Source organism: Caballeronia sp. KNU42 (genome assembly GCF_053760385.1).
In genome coordinates, this window is record NZ_CM132389.1 from 522,008 (window position 1) to 539,537 (window position 17,530).

Sequence of the window (17,530 nt, forward strand, 5' to 3'; positions counted from 1 at the left end):
GTTGTCCAGGTGGCTTGGCATCGGGACCCGTCGTGGTGACGGGCAGGATTGACGGGCAGATTTGACTCAAAGGCATAACGTCGAGCAGCGTACAACGCACAATGTGCATTTCGTTCACCTCACTTGCTTAAACAACCGGCCTCTTGCGTGGAGCCGCACACCAGGTTCGCGGCCGACGTCGCTTGCCATACATCGACGCAGCGTACGGTCATGGGCTGCGCACTGCCGCTGCCGAGAATCAGCACGAGGTGATCCTTGTCGAGCACGCTGAAGCCGGCGGTCTTCATCTCGGTCTCAGGCGATCCGTCACCGGCGCGCACCCAGGTCATGGGTTTGCCGACCGGCTTGCCATCGAAGAAAAATTGCGCTTTTCCCGGCTGATTGGCGTTCGCCGGAATCCACAAGAATCCGTATCGGTGATAACGGCTGAAGTCCGTGCCGGCAGGCGTGCGCATGCGCACATCGAGGTTCGCGGTCGAGCGGGCGCAATAACCCGAGGGGCAGGTATGCTGAAACACGCCGTACCAGTCATGCAACGCGCTTCCGTACAAATCGCCCGGCAATCCGAAGCGCCGCAGATCGTATTCAAAGATGTCCACTTCAATGAACCGCCGGTAACCCTGCGGCTGCCCCGGCCACTGTTCGCCGGCCAGGCCTGCGAGATGCTCGATCGCCATGCTCCAGAACGCCGGCCATCCGCGCTGCGCTGTCGAGCGCGAGGCCGCGGGGTCGAACTTGAGCTCCGCCTCCATGTACGCGCCGCCGCCAAATGCCGTGCCGATCCATCCGGGCCCGCTCAAGGCGGGTGCAGCAGTCGCCACGCCATAGTTCGCGCGGCCGCTGTCGCCGAGCGTAATGCCCTGCTCGCCCGAGTCCGGCTTTGATAGCGCAGAGCGCTCCAAAGGCGGGTAGCCAAAAAACCGTCCGCGGAACCATTGGAACTTCGCGTTGCGCTCGTCGTTCCAGTCCACGCTCACCGGGTCGAAGCGGCTGCGAAACGTGTGCGTCGTGTAGCCCGCGCTGCGTGCCTGCGCAGGCACGGTATCCGTGGTCGTCTGGGCGGAAGTTTGCACGGGCTGCGCTGCGGCGAGCGCAAACACGGGCAGGAAAGCCAGCCCGGCGCACACCCGTGCGATCATGGACATCACACCCGTTCGCTTATTTTTTTGCATCGCTTTCATACGCGTAGGCCGCATAGCGATAGGCGCCGTACTTCGATCCATAACCGTATTTCACATGCTTGAGGTTCAGGCCGTTGAACAGCACGCCGGTGGGCTCGACACCCGCCTGGGCCAGCCGTTTCACTGTCTCCGTGATTTCGCCCATCTTGGTCACCGTGGCCCAGGCGACCAGAAACACCGTGCCCGCGGCCGGCGCGAGAATGCCGGCGTCGGCGGCGACCAGCACGGGAGCCGTATCGATCACGACAATGTCATACGCTTCGGACACGTCTTTAACGAGCTTGAGCAAGCGGTCGTTGAGCAGGAGTTCAGCCGGGTTGCGCGGCTGCGCGCCCGTCGAAATGAAGTCGAGGTCCGGCACGACGCCGCGATGCACGGCCGCCTCCACGCTGGTTTGGCCCGAGATGATCTCCGACAGTCCGACACTGCGTTCGAGCCCAAAATACTGGTGCAGATAACCCTTGCGCAAGTCGGCGTCGATCAGCAGCACGCGTTTTCCGGCCGTCGTCAGCACGGTCGCGAAGTTCGCCGAGACAAATGATTTACCCACCGATGGCGCCGGTCCCGTGATCAGCACCACGTTGTTCTTTGCGTTGAACATCGTGAACTGAAGCGCGGTTCGAAGGCTGCGGAAACTCTCGATGGAGGGATCCTCCGGTGCATCCAGCGCCAGCAGCTTCACACCCGGCGACTTGGCGCGAATGCGTTTGGACAACGCCGTTTGATGCTCGCTCAACGGAATGGTGGAATACACATGCAGTCCGCTGCGCCGCTCGATTTCATTAGGATCACTGATGCCACGGAACAGCATGTTCCGGACGAACGCCACCACAACGCCCAGAAACGCGCCAGCGAGGAATGACCCGAGCACGACCAGCAGCCGTTTTGGTTTCACCGGATCTTCAGGCACGATCGCCGTGTCGACCAGGCGCACGTTGCCGGTCTTGCCCGCCTTGACCAGTTGCAACTGCTGGAAGTTGTTCAATAGCGACGTATAGAGATCCGTATTCACCTGGACTTCGAGCATCGTGCGGACAATGTCCTGCTGTGCGTCCGGAAGCAGCTTGAGCTGCGCCGCGGTGTTGTCGGTAAAACGCTGCAAGCTCGCCAGTTGTTCATCAATGGCGCGAATGGCCGGATGCGTCGGGCTGAAACGCAGCAGCAGCTCTTCGCGGCGCTGCTGCAACTCGAGCAAGCGCGTCTTGGCATCGGCGGCCTGCCCGAGTGAGAGCTTCGCTTCCTCGGTCATGTCAATCGATCCGCGACGGTCACGCATCGCGGTATAGCGCGCCTGTGCTATCTCGAGCCGCGACTTGATCTGAGGCAACTGGGTATCGAGAAACTTGAGCGACTGCGCCGCTTCCGCGGACTTGCGCTCGACGTTCTGGGCAACATACTGCGTGGCGATCGCGTTCAACAGATCCGACACGCGCCGCGCGTTCGTATCCTGCAATGCGGCGATCAGGATGCCCGACTGCTTGACCTTCTCCTGCACGTCGAGATTGTCCTGCAGGTTTTCGATGGTCTTGACCTTCGAATAACGCTTCAGGATGAACTGCGCGCCCGGGTTGCCGCGCACGCTGTTGACCAGCAGGCTCAGGTTGCCGTACGGCGAGGGAATGGTTTCGAGCCGGCCGACCTGACCCGTGAACGGCTGGTCCAGCTCGCTGCCCGACAAACGGTAATGGGTGGCATCCGCGACCGTCAGCGTGAATCGTTTGCTCTCGAGGTCCTGCGGCACATCGAAACGTTGGACGTCGATACGTTCGCCGCCCCATCCGTAACCGCCGAATCCGAGCAGCCCCGGTGTGGACAGATCGTCGTTCTTCCTTGCCAGCCAGTTGCCGATCACCGGAAAGCGCTTCGGACCCGCATCGATATAAGTCCGCAGCTTCTCGACCGCCCGCGTGACCACGAGCCGTGACGCCAGGATCTGGCTCTCGGCGGCGGCGGTCGACTTCACGTCGAAGAGGGACGATACATCGCCGAGCATGCTCTTGGCCGCCGAAGAGTCGGGACTTTCCTCGACCTGGATCATGATGTCCGTCTGATAGACGGGCTCGGTGGCGAACGCGTACAGGAGGCCGAGCGCCAGGCAGGCGCCGGTCACGAGAGCGATCAGCCAGCGGCTCTCGATCATGACATCCAGGATCGTGACGAGATCGAGATCTTCTTCTTTATCGACCGGAGGCGATGGAGGACGTGTCATTAGATTCATTCAATTGCGCCAAGGTAAGCAATGCGCCAGCAAGGAAAAAGTACCTGACGAATCAGGCCGTGAGGGCGATGCGTTGCGCCCATTCGTCGACGCCCGCTTCGATCAGCGCAAGGCATTGCTCGAAGTCGGCACGGCTGCCGCCGTAGGGATCGAAGATGTCGCGATCCTGGAACTCGCCCAGGCGAAACACCTTGCCGCGGGTCGCCCGATAGGTCTCCTGGATCACGCGCTTCTGGTCCGCATCCATGACGAGGATCATGTCGACGCCGGAGCAATGCGATGCGCTTAGCTGGACCGCGCGATGCGCTTCAATGTCGATGCCGCGCTCAAGCAGCAACTGGCGGCCCAGCGAATCTGCCGGCATGCCCGAGAGCGCGCCCAAGCCCGCCGACAGCACCTGGAACTCGGGCAGGCGCGCGCGCAGGAGGCCTGCGGCCATCGGGCTGCGGCAGATATTGCCAATGCAAACAGTCAGGATCGAACGGATCATGCGTCAGTCGCCTCGTGCCGTGCGTTGCAGGTAATAGGCGCCAGTCGTGCTGCCGACGAGCGGAGTGATGAAGCGATCCCAGCGGATCACGCCCGGTGCGTCGACGTACACCACGTCGTCACTCCTGAGCTGGAAGCTGCTCGCGAGCGACATGGCGGAGGGCGACTTGCTGTCGAGGTGATACACGACCGGCAGCGCGCCATCCACGTGGCGCCGGATCACATAGATCTCGCTCGCGTCGGCGGTGACCTGGCTCACGCCGCCGGCGTCGCCCAGTGCGTCGCTCAACGTCAGGCGGCCGTCGCTTCGGAACGGCACCGGGCTCGGCTTGCCGACTTCGCCCATCACGACCACGCGGTGTTCGAGCAACGGCGGCACGCGGATCACATCGCCATTGCGGATCGCAATGGCCGTCGTGTTCAGCCCCTTCGCGTGGAGCTCGCCCAGGTCGATGTCGTAGGTGGTCTCGCCGCGCGTCAACTGGATGCGTGACCGGTCTCCAGTCGGTGCGATACCGTCGGCCTGGTTCAGCATCTCCGCGAGCGTGGCGGGAATGTCAGTGATCGGCTTTACGCCGGGCGTACGGACTTCACCCTCCACGTACGCTTTCTGGCTGCGAAAACCGACCACTCGCACCGTGACTTGCGGATCGGTGATCACGCCGGTCAGCTTGCGGGTCACCGCGTTCTGCAGATCCTGTTCGCTGAGCCCTTCGGCACGCAGACCCTTGACGTAGGGAAACTGCAGCAGCCCGTTCTCATCGACGACATAACCCGGCACGCTTTGCGATGCCATGCCGGCGCTGCCGGGCATGGCGCCGTTGGTGCGCTCGATGTCGTAGGTCAGGTTCGGCATGACCAGTTCCGGGTGATCCCATACGATGATCGACAGCACGTCGTGCCGCCCGATCCGGTAGGGTTTCGGTTTGCCGAGCAACGGCGCATAGCGGGTATCGGCCGTGAGCTGTTCACGCTGGTCAAGCAGGTCCCGCTGGATCAGCGCGAACGTGATCGGCGTGACCACCGGGACCGAGTTCGGATCGCTCGGATCGACCGGTTTGGACGCGTCGAACTTCATGCCGGGAGCGAGCATGCAGCCGCCGAGCAACATGCAGGCAGACGACAGGACCGCGATCAGTTTCGACGACACAGCAAATTTTTTCATAGTCAACAAATTGGATGGTGCAACCGATGCACGCGGCCGATCGACCGCGCCTCGCATCGGCGATCGAACCACGTGCGCTCTATTCCGGACCAGTGGTCGCGGGCGTTGGCGGTGAGAACCACAAGTTGCGTGGGTTGCTCTCGTCCGTGAGGTCATACAGCGGGAACTGGCGCGCGAGCTTGGCTCCGCCATCGCGGGTAAGCGGCGACCAGCGGATCGCCGCGACCCCGGACGTCGAATGCGTGAACAGCGCATCGAATGGAATCGTCACGTAGATGCCTTTGTCAAAACTGCCTTCACCGAACTCGCTGCTCGACACGTTGGTCTTGGTTGCATAAGCCCCTATGCGCACGCCGTTGCGAAACACGCGGCTGATATCGAGCGTCGCGCCGCGGTCCTTCGCCAGGTACTGTCCAACGCTCAGGTCGACCTGCACGCCGTGCCAGCCGGTGTCCCAATACAGCGTCACGTTGCCGGTGGTCACCGAGTAATCGCGCAACGCAAAGTCCTGCCGGAAATCGCGCTGCCGGACCCGGTTCACATCGACGCCGAGTGCCAGCGGACTCGACCATGGCCGATACAGCCACTCGCCGCCTACACCGGCGAACATGCTCTCCAGATAGCCGCCATAGACGCTGTAGTACTGGTCGCGGCCAAGCGCGCCCACGTGCGTCAGTTGCAGCAGCGGCATGGTGAAGCGCGATGTCGTCAGGTACTCGCGAAGGTAGGTCCGCACCCGCGGCAGCGAACTCGGCGCCGTGTAGGTGAACTTGTCGTAGTTGTCGACGAGCCCCAGGTTCAGGTCACCGGCAAGCCACGTATCGCGGCGCAGGCGTGCTTCGGCATACGCGTTCAACGACAACTGGTACAGCACGAATCCATTCGGGCCGCCGAGCGTCTGCTGATACGCCGGCCCGACCGACAAGGTGAAGCGCCTTGGCTCCTGCCGGTAGATGTCCGTATACATGTCCCTGGGCGCCGGACCATCCGGCATCGCGGCAGGCGGCATCTTGAACACGGCCTGCTGCCGGTCGACAGGCGCGAGCAGGCTCGCGTGGTTGCGCACCCAGGTGTCGCGCTCGATCGCATAACCGGTCACGGCCAAGCCGCGCGACACGAGCGTCACGCGAAACGCGCGAACCTCCGGCGGTGCATCGCGGTTCAACACGGCGGCGATGCGGTCAATCTTGTCCGCGAGGTAAAACGCATCGATCTCGTCGAAAGCGACGATGAGCTGCGAACCGTCGCGATAGATGCTCTGTACCCGGAAGCCGGTTTGTTGCTCCAGGGCTTGTGCGGTTCCACGCCAGTCGGTCACAGCCACCGCGGGCGCTGCTTGCTCAATCAAGGGCTGCACAGCGGGCTGTGCGACAGGCTGCACCACGGGCTGCATCAAGGCCGGCAACGGCGTTGGATCGCTGACCTTCGGCGTGCCGATATCCGCCAGCTTGCCGTGCAGCGTGATACCCAGCATTGCCCGGTTGCCGCGTTCCAGCGCGGCGCTGACATCGATGTGGGACGACACGCGATACACCGCGCCAATGTTGAAACTCGACCGTGTCGTGAAGTGCTGGTGAAACGGTTCGTCTTGATAGTTGTTGCCGTCGTACTCGAGTTTCAGCACGAGCGGCGTCCAGGGCGTCTGGTATTGCACGCCGCCAAACAACGACATCGGTCCGCGAAAATACGCCTTGGAAAAAGTCCCCGAGTTGACCACGTTCGAGTCCGGCGCGGGACGGGTCTTGAATTTGTCGCTGATGATCGACAAGGGGTTATCGATGTTGCCGCGCGCCCCCAGGTAACCCCAGCCCAGACCAAGGCTCCAGTCGAAGTCGCCGGTGCGTTTGTTCGCCACCAGGTACTCGCCCGAAAACAGGCCCGTGCCGCCAATATCCCTCATCCCCAGCGCAACCGCCGGCCGCATCGCCGTCTCGGCTAACAACCGGACCTTGAAATCGATGCTCTTGTCCTTGTAGCTCTGCGATCCGCTCAACGACGCCGGTCCATACTTCTCCGAGCTGATGTCTGTATAGCGGAAACCAAACTCCAGCCAGTCGAGCGGCTGCAGCATCACATTCACCCGCGTGTACGGCGAGGTCGTGGAGATACCGATCGACGCTTCGCCCGCCTCGCCCATGCGGGCGGTCGGGGTCTGCAACAAGCCGATCGTGCCCCAGTCGCTTGCGGTAACGGGCAGATCGCGGTCATGAAATTGCGCCGCGGCCGGCGACAGCTCCTCGTGTGAGTCAGGCAGCGGCGCAGCATCGCGCCCTGCGTCGTCGAGTCCCGACGGGCCCTGCGTCGCAAAGAAGCTCGCAAGACGCACAGACAAGGATTCAGGCCACCCCGCCGACCTGTCCGGCGCCCAGATCCATGCGCCGGGCGCAGGCGGCTGCTGCGCCGTCCGGTTCCACAACCCGACATTCACCTTCTGCACCACGCCGTCGGGCTGCACGACCCACGCGTCGTCAGGCGCCGCATGCGGATCGCAGCTTCGGATGTAATAGCTCGCTTCCGCTTGCGCCACATGCTTTACTTTGCATAGCGAACCATCTCCACGGATCACGGTGACGCTTGACGGACGTTCGGGAATCGCCACCGCGTCGCCCGCATTCAACACCGGGTCCTCCGCAGGATTCGCCTGCAGCCAGCGCGGGTCCGCCTCCTTGAGCACCACGCGCCCCGTTGCCGGGCGCGCGGCAATCAGCGCGCTCACCCCATCCCGGTCCGGTTGCGAGGGCGCAGCCGGACCGGCCAGGTAGCGGATCTGGTCCAGCAGCGTTTGACGTGCGCCCTGTTGCAACGAACGCTCCCGGGCCGACTGCCACTGAATACCTGTGACATAGATGTCCCGTTCGCGCTGGGCAGGCAAGGCCAGTTGGCTCGCCAGCCAATCGCCCAGGCGCACAGGTGCACCGATGGTCACGGCCTGCGCTCCAAAAACATGTACCGGTGTGCATGACAGCAAACAATAAAGCGCATAACTTCTTCCGCGATCGAGCGCGTCCCTGACTCCAGTCGCCATAACGTCAGACTTCGGCCGGCCAGCGCTGCCAGCTCAGACAGAGCCGGTCATCGAGACATTGTTCGCCGTAGACGACCACCGCGTGGCCGTCCCTTTGCAATACGCCATAACGCGAATCGCGTAAGCCGATGCGTCCCTGCGTGCGCTCCGCAAACCAGCGCAAGGCCGATGCTTTCGGCCCGCTGTAGCGCGTGTTCGCGGGCATGTCGATGGGCGTCACGGTGACGACGTCGGCTTCGCCGAAGTCATAGGCCGGCATCACGTCACGGCGGCGTGCATACGATGCCGGCGCGCTGATCGAGAGCCAGTCCGGCGGCGCCGAGAGACGCACATTCAACCACTCGGTCGCCGTCCCCGTCGCACCGATCAGGCGGCCGTTCTGAATCCGCAGGACTTCGCCCGCGCCCGAGTACCACACCTCGACCGGGCCGGCCGCGTTCTGCTCCACGTTACCCAGCACGAGCAGTGCAGAGCGGCCTCTGGACGACACCTTCAGGTACTGATGTTCCTTCGCGAGAACGGTGCGATCGATCTGCGCGTCACTGTTCTGACGCACAAAGGAATAACTGTCGGAGAGCGCCCGCATCGGTTCCGAGCACGCACCCAGCAGGGTCATCGCGGCGCAGGCGAGGCAGCGTGCGAACGCCGGTGAAAACAGCCGATGCGGTGCATGGCCGCGATGGCTGTCACGACGCGAGTGGACACGGGACACGGAATCGAGCGCGCGCAAGGGTTAGCGAACCGTGCCGCTGGTTCCGGTCGTACCGGTGGTGCCGGTCGAGCCCAGCCCGTTGCCACCCCCGCCGGATACCGCCGCTACCACGAGCGCTGTCGCCACCACGCCGCCCACCACAAGCGCGGCCGTACTGATGCCACCGGCGCTCGCGGCCGCCACCGCGGCAGTGGCGCCCTCTTCGCCCTGCGCATGCGACAGCGAAGGCATGGCCAGCGCTGCTACCGTCATCAAAACAGGAAGAGCTTTCATACGTCACCTCGTCAGGGCGCGGCGCAAGCCGCATGAGAGAAGCAAGACCTGTCCCGATGCCCGGATCCAAACCGGGGCGATGGCCGACATGCTCTTGAGAAATCGATAAATATCTCAATGGCAAATCACGACAGATAAAGCTGGCTAAATTCAAGGCGGATAGTACATTTGCTGCATCGCAGTGACTGCCCGTGACTTTAAACGGCACGACTTTGACGCGAATGGGAATGCGCTATTGAATTGACATGAATGTCGTCTGATCAATAGCAGCCCCGGCTGGTTCTATTTATTGACCCGCTCCGTCAACATCGTGTTCTTTTACGCCAGACAGGTACCGTCCGCTTTTCGCCTATGTATGATGCAACGCAAAAGACGGGTGGCATGCCTCTGGTTATTTGTTCTGGTTATTTGTTTAAGGCATTGCCAGGTAATTAATATTTTGAAATTCGCGTTTCGAAGCGAATGCCGCTGCATTTCCTGATTCGCATCATCCATCGGGCGTGGCGAGGCGCTTTTTTAGCACCGTGCCAAAGACGGTGTGCGGAGCCTTGCCCGCTCTCCGGGGAAGAGCATCCAGCAGATGTAAACGATAGCACCGATTAAATAAAATGCGGTTGAAGACCAGTCACGCTATTCATTGGGGAATAACATGCAATCGGCTCGGCTTCTTGAAACGGACGTCACTACGTACCGGCTTGGATTCTTATCGCGCACAGTAGACGCCTGCATGATTCTGATTGGTGCGGCGATAGCTTTTGCGTTGCGTTTTGAGGATTTCCATTCCTGGAGCGCGCCTATTGTCATTTTGGTCGCATTCAACGCTTTAATGGTCGCGAGTTTGTTCCCGGCACTCGGATTTTATCGCACATTCCGGCGTGATTCTTTTCTCAAGACTGCAATGCGCGTGACAGCCGGCTGGACCACCGTATTCCTGCTTGGCATTGCATTCATGCTGTCCGTCCAGCAGATGTCCCTGATCTCGCGCTTGTGGTCCGGTGCATGGTTCCTGATCTCACTTGCGCTGCTGATCGCGGCGCGCACGGGAGGGTACCGGTTGTTCGGCGTCGCGCAATCACGGCGCGAGCGGGCGAGGTCCGTCGCCATAGTGGGGGCCAGCGCCTACAGCATGCGGTTGATCGAAAAACTGCAGCGCTCGGCAAGCGGCGCTCTTCAGCCCGTCTGCGTATTCGACGAACGCCCGGACGCTGCAACCTTCTCCTGCGGCTTGCCGGTCGTACGTTCGCTTGGGGCACTCGCGGAAGCGGTCAAGCATCGGGCTATCGACGAGTTATGGCTGGTGCTGACCTTCAAGGAAGAAGAGCGGATCCACGCAATCTTGCGCGAGTTCAAGCACGAGTTCCTGAATATCCGCTTCATCCCCAACGTCCACAACTTCGCGCCGTTCACTCACGCCATAGACGGAATTGTCGGTGTACCCGCGATCAACCTGCTTGCTTCGCCGCCTGCCGACCACCGTTTCGTGCCCAAGGAAATCTTCGACCGTCTGTTCGCTGCGCTGGTGCTCGTGTGCATTCTGCCGCTGATGCTGGCAATCGCGGTCGCGGTCAAGCTGTCCTCGCCGGGGCCCGTGTTTTTCAGGCAATCGCGCAAGGGCGTCAACGGCACGCCGTTCCAGATCTACAAGTTCCGGACCATGGTCGTGCATACGGAAGAGCCCGGCCAGCTCACGCAGGCGAAGCGCCGCGATCCGCGCGTGACGAACGTGGGCGCGTTCCTGCGACGCACCAGCCTGGATGAATTGCCGCAATTCCTGAACGTGTTGCGCGGCGAGATGTCGGTCGTCGGCCCTCGTCCTCATGCGCTGCAGCACGACGAACAATACAAGGATGTGGTCCACGGCTACATGTGCCGGTACCGGATCAAGCCGGGCATTACCGGGTGGGCGCAGATCAACGGCTACCGCGGTGAAACCGAGGCTATCGACAAGATGCAGGGCCGCGTCGAGCTCGACCTGAACTACATCGAGAACTGGACCTTCGGCCTCGACCTGAAGATCGTGCTCATGACGATCGTGCGCGGATTCGGGGGGCTGCATGCGTATTGACGAGATCGCATGCGAGCGGCAATCGCCCCTCCGTTGCGGGACCGAACCCACTCGCCCACACCACGCGGGCAGTCCGGCATCGCGTGTTTTTCTTGAGGCATTTCCCAGCATGAGAGTGACATGACCGTCCCAACCCGCGTTGCCCGGAAGGGTTTGATCCTGGCCGGCGGCACCGGCTCGCGCCTGCATCCGCTGACACGTTCCGTCAGCAAGCAGCTCATGCCCGTGTATGACAAGCCGATGATCTACTACCCGCTCACCACGCTCATGCTGGCGGGCATACGAGACATCCTGATCATCACCACGCCGCAGGACAGCGAATCCTTCATTCACCTGCTCGGCGATGGGTCGAGCTGGGGTCTTAACCTGTCGTATGCAGTGCAGGCGCGTCCCGAAGGACTCGCCCAGGCGTTCCTGATCGGCGAAGATTTTCTCGGCAATAGTCCGGCCGCGCTGATCCTCGGCGACAACATCTTCTATGGCACCGGTCTTTCAGTGCTGCTGCAAAACGCGTGCTCGCGCGAGGACGGCGCAAGCATCTTCGGGTACTACGTTCGCGACCCGGAACGCTACGGCGTCGTGACGCTCGATCAGCACGGCAATGCCGTCGACCTGGAAGAAAAACCCCGTCATCCGCGTAGCCACTATGCGGTGACGGGCCTCTATTTCTACGACCGCGATGTCGTGCCGATGGCGCGTGAGATCAGGCCTTCGGCACGCGGCGAACTCGAGATCACCGACCTCAACCGCGCCTACCTGGAGCGTGGCGACCTCAAGGTCGAACTGATGGGCCGCGGCTACACGTGGCTCGACACGGGGACCCATGAATCGCTGCTGGACGCGGCCAACTTCGTCCATCTGATGCAAGTGCGCCAGGGTCTGCAGATCGCCTGCCCCGAGGAGATTGCATGGCGGCTCGGGTGGATCGGCAGCGAAGACATGCAGCGTCTTGCGTCGCCACTGCTGAAGAGCGGCTACGGAAACTATCTGGTGGACTTGCTGCGTCGCGAGGTAGCGCTGTGAACCTGGTCGAAACGCGTCTTCCCGGCGTCCTGATCCTGCAGCCCAAAGTCTTCGGCGACGAGCGCGGCTTTTTCGTCGAGACCTTCCGCGAAACCTGGCTCGCCGATGCCGGCGTGAACGCCCGCTTCGTCCAGGATAACCAGTCCCGTTCGGCGCGCGGCGTCTTGCGCGGGCTCCATTACCAGCGGCGCAATCCGCAGGGCAAGCTCGTGCGCGTATCGCGCGGTGCGGTCTTCGACGTGGCTGTCGATGTCCGGCTTGGCTCGCCCTCCTTCGGCCAGTGGGTCGGCGTGACACTGGACGACGTGCGCCACGAGATGTTGTGGATACCACCCGGCTTCGCCCATGGCTTTTGCGTGATTTCTGAACAAGCGGACTTTGTCTACAAATGCACGACTTACTACGATCCCGAGACCGACGCGGGTGTTCGCTGGGACGACCCGGCCATTGGCATCGAATGGCCCGAGCTCGGCGGCGGCGCAGCGACGGCAATGTCCGCCAAGGACTTTGCGTTACCGCTGCTGCACGAGCAGGAACCGGCCAGGCTGCCGCGCTTCGGGGAGGTCGCGGCATGAGCTTGCGCGACTTCGCAGGGAGCGCCACGCGATGACGATTCTCGTAGTCGGAGCCGGCGGCCAGGTGGGCCGCGAGCTCGTGTTGCGCTCTCACGGCCGCGAACTGATCGGACTCGACCGGCAAGCGCTCGATATCACCGATCACGACGCGGTCGATCGTGCCCTGAGCGAGTACGACGCGGAGCTGGTGATCAACGCCGCCGCGTACACATCCGTCGATAAGGCGGAGAGCGATGCCGAACAGGCGTTCGCGGTGAACCGCGACGCCGTCGAGATCCTGGCTTGCGCGTCTGCGCAAGCCGGCATCCCGTTGTTCCATCTGTCCACGGACTATGTATTCGACGGCAACAGCGCGACGCCCTACGAACCGGGCGATCCGGCTTCGCCGCTCGGTGTGTATGGCCGCAGCAAATGGGCCGGCGAGCAGGCCATTCGCGCGCTGCTTCCGTCGCATCTGATCCTGCGGGTGTCGTGGGTGTTCGGCGCGCACGGCAACAACTTCGTGAAGACGATCCTGCGCCTTGCGCGCGAGCGCCGCGAACTTCGGATTGTCGGCGACCAGTACGGCGCACCCACGCACGCCGGGGCAATTGCCGAGGTGCTGCTGTCGCTCGCTGACCGGTACCTGCGGGCGCCCGGCAACCGCTCGCTGCCCTGGGGCACCTACCACTACACGGGGAGCACCGTGACCACGTGGTGCGCTCTGGCGCAGGCTACGGTCGCGCAGGCGGCGTCGCGCGGCATGCTCGACCGGCCGCCGACCGTGCGGCCGATCACCACGGCCGAATACCCGTTGCCGGCGGCCCGTCCCAGGAACTCCGCACTCGACATGCAAACGACCCGCAACCTGCTTGGCCTCGAGCCCCGGCCGTGGCAGGAAGGCCTCGCCGAAGTACTCAACTACTGGGCTGCAAACTGATGGACTATCGACCCTCTACCGTCCTCGTCACGGGCGGCGCCGGATTTATCGGCTCGAACTTCGTGCATCACCTGCTGCGCGCCGATCCCCGCGTGCGGATCATCAATCTCGACTTGCTGACCTACGCCGGGTCGCTGGACAACTTGTCGAATCTGGCGGACCCAGGCCGCCACACGTTCGTGCACGGTGACATTTGCGACCGTCCGCTGGTGGGCCGGCTCCTGGACGAACATGGCGTTGATACCGTCGTCCACTTCGCGGCGGAAAGCCATGTCGACCGCTCGATCAGCGACCCGCGCGAGTTCGTTCGAACCAATGTGGAAGGCACCTTCACGTTGCTCGAAGCGGTCCGCGCCGCCTGGTTCAGCACCCGCACGGACGCGGCCCGCGAGCGGCGCTTTCATCACATTTCGACTGACGAAGTGTTCGGCTCCCTGGGTCCGGGCGACCCGGCCTTTGTCGAGACCACCCCTTACGCACCGAACTCGCCTTACTCGGCGAGCAAGGCCGCGTCCGATCATCTGGTACGCGCCTATTTCCACACGTACGGGCTACCGGTCGTCACGACGCATTGTTCGAACAACTACGGCCCGCGCCAGCACGCGGAGAAGTTCATTCCGACCGTGATCCGCAACTGCCTCGCCGGCACCCGTATCCCGGTTTATGGCGACGGCCAGAACGTGCGCGACTGGCTTTATGTCGATGATCATTGCGACGCGCTGCTGCGTGTGCTGACGAAGGGCAAGGCCGGCGAGACGTACAACATCGGCGGGTGCAACGAGTGGCGCAACAGCGACGTGGTCGCACTGATCTGCCGCCTGCTCGACGAACGGCTGCCCGAACGCGCGCCGCACATGCGGCTGGTCGAGTTCGTGACTGACCGCGCCGGGCACGACCGCCGCTATGCAATCGACACGGCAAAAATCAGCGATGAACTGGATTGGGGTCCTGCGGAAGACTTCGAAACGGGCATCGCCAAGACGATCGACTGGCAACTCGGATTGACGCTATGAAAACACTGATCACCGGCGGCGCCGGTTTTATCGGCAGCTCGCTTGCCAAAGCGCTCGTGGCGCGCGGTGACGCCGTTACCGTGCTCGACAACCTGTCCCCGCAGATTCACGGCGCAAGTCCGCACGAGTCGCCACTTCTTGGCGAGCTTCCGGCAAGCGTGCGTTTCATCAAGGGCGACGTACGCCACGCCAATGACTGGGCCGAGGCGCTCGAAGGACAAGAGGCAGTGGTGCACCTCGCCGCCGAAACCGGCACCGGCCAGTCGATGTATCAGGTCGACCGTTACGTGGAAACGAATATCCGCGGCACGTCCTTGCTGCTCGATCATCTGGCCCACCAACCGCATTCGATCCGCCGCGTGGTGGTGGCATCGTCACGCTCGATCTATGGCGAGGGTAAATATCGCGGCCCGGCCGGCGACGTTTATCCCGGCACGCGCAACGCCCGTGACATGCGTGCCGGCGCGTTCGAATGTCTGTCCGCGGATACGGGTGAACCGCTTGAGGTGGTGGCGACGGACGAAGCGTCCAAGACCCATCCGAGTTCGGTCTATGGCATCACCAAGCTGGTTCAGGAGCAACTGGTCCTGATGACATGCGGCGCCATGGGTATTGGTGCGGCGGCGCTGCGGTTCCAGAACGTATATGGACCGGGACAATCGCTTCGCAATCCCTACACAGGAATCCTTTCTATATTTTCCACGCTGCTGCTGCAGGGCAAGGACATCAATATTTTCGAAGACGGCGATGAGACGCGAGATTTTGTGTACATCGACGATGTGGTCGAGTCCATCGTCCTGACACTGGACGCGGAGCACGCGCAGCAGGTGGCTTACAACGTTGGCTCGGGCGTGGCGACGAGCGTGCTTGAGGTCGCGCAAACACTGAAACGGATCTATGGCGCTGCGGGCGAACTGAAGATCACGGGCGATTTCCGGCTGGGCGATATCCGTCACAACTTCGCCGACGTCAGCAAGATTCGCAACGAGCTCGGCTTCCAGGCAAGCGTCTCCTTCCGCGAAGGCGCCACGCGTTTTTGCGAGTGGGTCAGGAGCCAGACGATTGAAGACGCGGGTTATGAGCGCTCGGTTGCTGAAATGCGCGCCCGGGGTTTGATGAATTGAAGCATTGCCCAGGCAACGCAGAGACTGGCGCCCGTGCTTTCCAGAGAGGATCGAGACAATGAAAATCGGCATCGTGACCGTGCTGTTCAAATCGGACGACGTGATCAATGGGTTTATCGACAGCATGATCGCCCAGACCTTCGATAATTTCCATATCCTCTTCGTGGAGAACGACGTGAGCAATCTTCATTGCGAACGCGTGATCCGCGCGGAGTTGAAGACGCCGTTCACGTTCGTTCGCAACTACGAAAACACCGGCGTGGCGGCGGGCAATAACCAGGGGATCGACTTCTTCCTCGCCGACCGGTCCTACACGCACCTGCTGTTCCTGAACAACGACATCGAGGTCGGTCCGGACTTCCTGCAGAAGCATGTAGAGCTTCTCCAGCTGCACCCCGAGGTCGATGCGCTCGCGCCGAAGATGTTCTATTACAAGCCCGAGGACAAGGTCTGGTATGCCGGGGGCAAGCTGAGTTACCTGAAGGGCGGCTGCAGGCATTTCGGTCATAACAAACCCGACCGGCTGACGACGGACGAGCTGTATCGCGTGGACTACGCACCGACCTGTTCGCTGATCGTGAAGATCTGGCCGTTGCGCGACGCCGGTATCCGCATGTGGGAAGAACTGTTCGTGTACTACGACGACACCGTGTTCTGTCACGAACTCAATCAGGCCGGATTCAGGATGTATTTCACGCCGACCATTCATCTGCGGCACAAGATCAGTTCGTCCACAGGCGGCGCCAAGTCTGACTTCTCGCGCTATTTCATGACGCGCAACTGGCTGTACTGGGGGCTGAGGAGACGCAATCTTGCCGTGCTCACTTCAGCACTGGCGCTTGGCGGCTTTCACTTCGCGGCACGCAACAAGGTTGAGATCCGCGCAATGCGCGACGCCCTTCAAATGGCACGCCCGCTTGCGCAAGAGGTGCAGCAATGAGCCCGAGCGCCGCGCCGGCTTTGCGGAGACAGACATGACTTACCGATACCACATGCGCGGCAACAGCCTGATCAGGAAGCTCACGCTCGTCATGAGCGAGCGTGAGGAGGACAGGATCATCGAAGCCATGCAGACCGCGCGCAAGCCGATGGTGGTGTCGTTCCTGAACGCGCACGCATTCAACCTTGCGTGGAAGGAGAGCGATTTCAGGAGGAGCCTGGTCGAGTCCGACCTGCTGCTTCGTGACGGTATTGGCGTATCGATCCTGCTGACGCTGCTTGGCATCCGGCCGGGCCTCAACATGAACGGCACCGACCTGATTCCGAAGGTGCTGAAACGCTGTCTCGGAAGCGTCGCGCTGCTGGGCACCCGGGACCCCTACCTATCCATGGCGGCGGCGAAACTGCGTGAGGCAGGTTCGGACGTCACGATCACGCTGGACGGCTTCCAGCCGGACGCGCGCTACCTGGACGCGGTGCGAGCAAGCCGGCCCACGATCGTCATCCTGGCAATGGGTATGCCCAAGCAGGAGCGCGTGGCGCTGGCGTTAAAGGAGGCGATCACGTGGCCGTGCCTGATCGTCAATGGCGGCGCGATCCTTGACTTCATGTCGGGCCGGGTAAGCCGCGCGCCCGGCATGCTGCAGACGCTTCATCTCGAATGGCTGTTCCGCCTCGCCCGTGAGCCACGGCGTTTGTGGCGCCGGTACGTGCTCGGAAACTCGGTGTTCCTGTTTCGCTCGCTGCGAATCTGGCGCTCATTGAGACCCGAGCGCAACACCGGACGAACGCTGATCTAGCGCTGCGCT

The 17,530-nt window shown here is 62.3% G+C and carries 15 protein-coding genes; 8 read left to right on the top strand and 7 right to left on the bottom strand.

Features of this window, described 5'->3' with window-relative positions; genetic code table 11:
- Nucleotides 1-119: 119 nt before the first annotated feature.
- The 7 genes from ACSOSP_RS21500 to ACSOSP_RS21530 form a co-directional block, all read right to left on the bottom strand.
- Nucleotides 120-1,172: a hypothetical protein gene (locus tag ACSOSP_RS21500; RefSeq protein WP_455312944.1), complete on the bottom strand. Its 1,053-nt coding sequence runs from the start codon at nt 1,170-1,172 to the stop codon at nt 120-122.
- On the bottom strand, nt 1,159-3,399 hold the full coding sequence (locus tag ACSOSP_RS21505) for a polysaccharide biosynthesis tyrosine autokinase (protein WP_455312945.1): 2,241 nt from the start codon (nt 3,397-3,399) through the stop codon (nt 1,159-1,161). Before ACSOSP_RS21505 ends, ACSOSP_RS21500 begins: the two co-directional genes overlap by 14 nt.
- Before the next feature lie 52 nt (nt 3,400-3,451).
- Nucleotides 3,452-3,889, bottom strand: coding sequence for a low molecular weight protein-tyrosine-phosphatase (locus ACSOSP_RS21510; RefSeq protein ID WP_455312946.1), 438 nt, complete (start codon nt 3,887-3,889; stop codon nt 3,452-3,454).
- Between the two features lie 3 nt (nt 3,890-3,892).
- The gene (locus ACSOSP_RS21515) at nt 3,893-5,053 is read right to left on the bottom strand and encodes a polysaccharide biosynthesis/export family protein (RefSeq protein WP_455312947.1); all 1,161 of its coding nucleotides are present in this window, start codon (nt 5,051-5,053) and stop codon (nt 3,893-3,895) included.
- Between the two features lie 79 nt (nt 5,054-5,132).
- The gene (locus ACSOSP_RS21520) at nt 5,133-8,078 is read right to left on the bottom strand and encodes a YjbH domain-containing protein (protein ID WP_455312948.1); all 2,946 of its coding nucleotides are present in this window, start codon (nt 8,076-8,078) and stop codon (nt 5,133-5,135) included.
- A gap of 4 nt (nt 8,079-8,082) precedes the next feature.
- Nucleotides 8,083-8,790: a YjbF family lipoprotein gene (locus tag ACSOSP_RS21525; RefSeq protein WP_455312949.1), complete on the bottom strand. Its 708-nt coding sequence runs from the start codon at nt 8,788-8,790 to the stop codon at nt 8,083-8,085.
- 21 nt (nt 8,791-8,811) lie between these two features.
- A complete protein-coding gene (locus ACSOSP_RS21530) occupies nt 8,812-9,063 on the bottom strand; it encodes a hypothetical protein (protein ID WP_455312950.1) in 252 nt (83 codons plus the stop codon).
- Between the two features lie 649 nt (nt 9,064-9,712).
- On the opposite strand from ACSOSP_RS21530, the gene ACSOSP_RS21535 reads away from it, so the two are divergent.
- The 8 genes from ACSOSP_RS21535 to ACSOSP_RS21570 all read left to right on the top strand — a co-directional run bounded on the left by ACSOSP_RS21535 (nt 9,713) and on the right by ACSOSP_RS21570 (nt 17,521).
- Entirely contained in the window at nt 9,713-11,128 is a 1,416-nt protein-coding gene (locus ACSOSP_RS21535) for an undecaprenyl-phosphate glucose phosphotransferase (protein WP_455312951.1), read from the top strand.
- Between the two features lie 120 nt (nt 11,129-11,248).
- Nucleotides 11,249-12,151 (top strand): glucose-1-phosphate thymidylyltransferase RfbA, encoded by a 903-nt coding sequence (gene rfbA, locus ACSOSP_RS21540; RefSeq protein ID WP_455312952.1) that lies wholly within the window; start codon nt 11,249-11,251, stop codon nt 12,149-12,151.
- Complete coding sequence (gene rfbC, locus ACSOSP_RS21545; RefSeq protein WP_455312953.1) at nt 12,148-12,726, top strand: dTDP-4-dehydrorhamnose 3,5-epimerase; 579 nt, start codon at nt 12,148-12,150, stop codon at nt 12,724-12,726. The genes rfbA and rfbC overlap by 4 nt, the downstream gene beginning before the upstream one ends.
- 31 nt (nt 12,727-12,757) lie before the next feature.
- Complete coding sequence (rfbD, locus tag ACSOSP_RS21550; protein ID WP_455312954.1) at nt 12,758-13,645, top strand: dTDP-4-dehydrorhamnose reductase; 888 nt, start codon at nt 12,758-12,760, stop codon at nt 13,643-13,645.
- On the top strand, nt 13,645-14,658 hold the full coding sequence (gene rfbB / locus ACSOSP_RS21555; RefSeq protein WP_455312955.1) for a dTDP-glucose 4,6-dehydratase: 1,014 nt from the start codon (nt 13,645-13,647) through the stop codon (nt 14,656-14,658). Before rfbD ends, rfbB begins: the two co-directional genes overlap by 1 nt.
- On the top strand, nt 14,655-15,782 hold the full coding sequence (locus tag ACSOSP_RS21560) for an NAD-dependent epimerase/dehydratase family protein (RefSeq protein ID WP_455312956.1): 1,128 nt from the start codon (nt 14,655-14,657) through the stop codon (nt 15,780-15,782). The genes rfbB and ACSOSP_RS21560 overlap by 4 nt, the downstream gene beginning before the upstream one ends.
- A 58-nt stretch (nt 15,783-15,840) precedes the next feature.
- Complete coding sequence (locus ACSOSP_RS21565; RefSeq protein WP_455312957.1) at nt 15,841-16,722, top strand: glycosyltransferase family 2 protein; 882 nt, start codon at nt 15,841-15,843, stop codon at nt 16,720-16,722.
- Between the two features lie 34 nt (nt 16,723-16,756).
- Nucleotides 16,757-17,521, top strand: a complete 765-nt coding sequence (locus tag ACSOSP_RS21570; RefSeq protein WP_455312958.1) for a WecB/TagA/CpsF family glycosyltransferase — start codon at nt 16,757-16,759, stop codon at nt 17,519-17,521.
- Nucleotides 17,522-17,530: the final 9 nt, after the last annotated feature.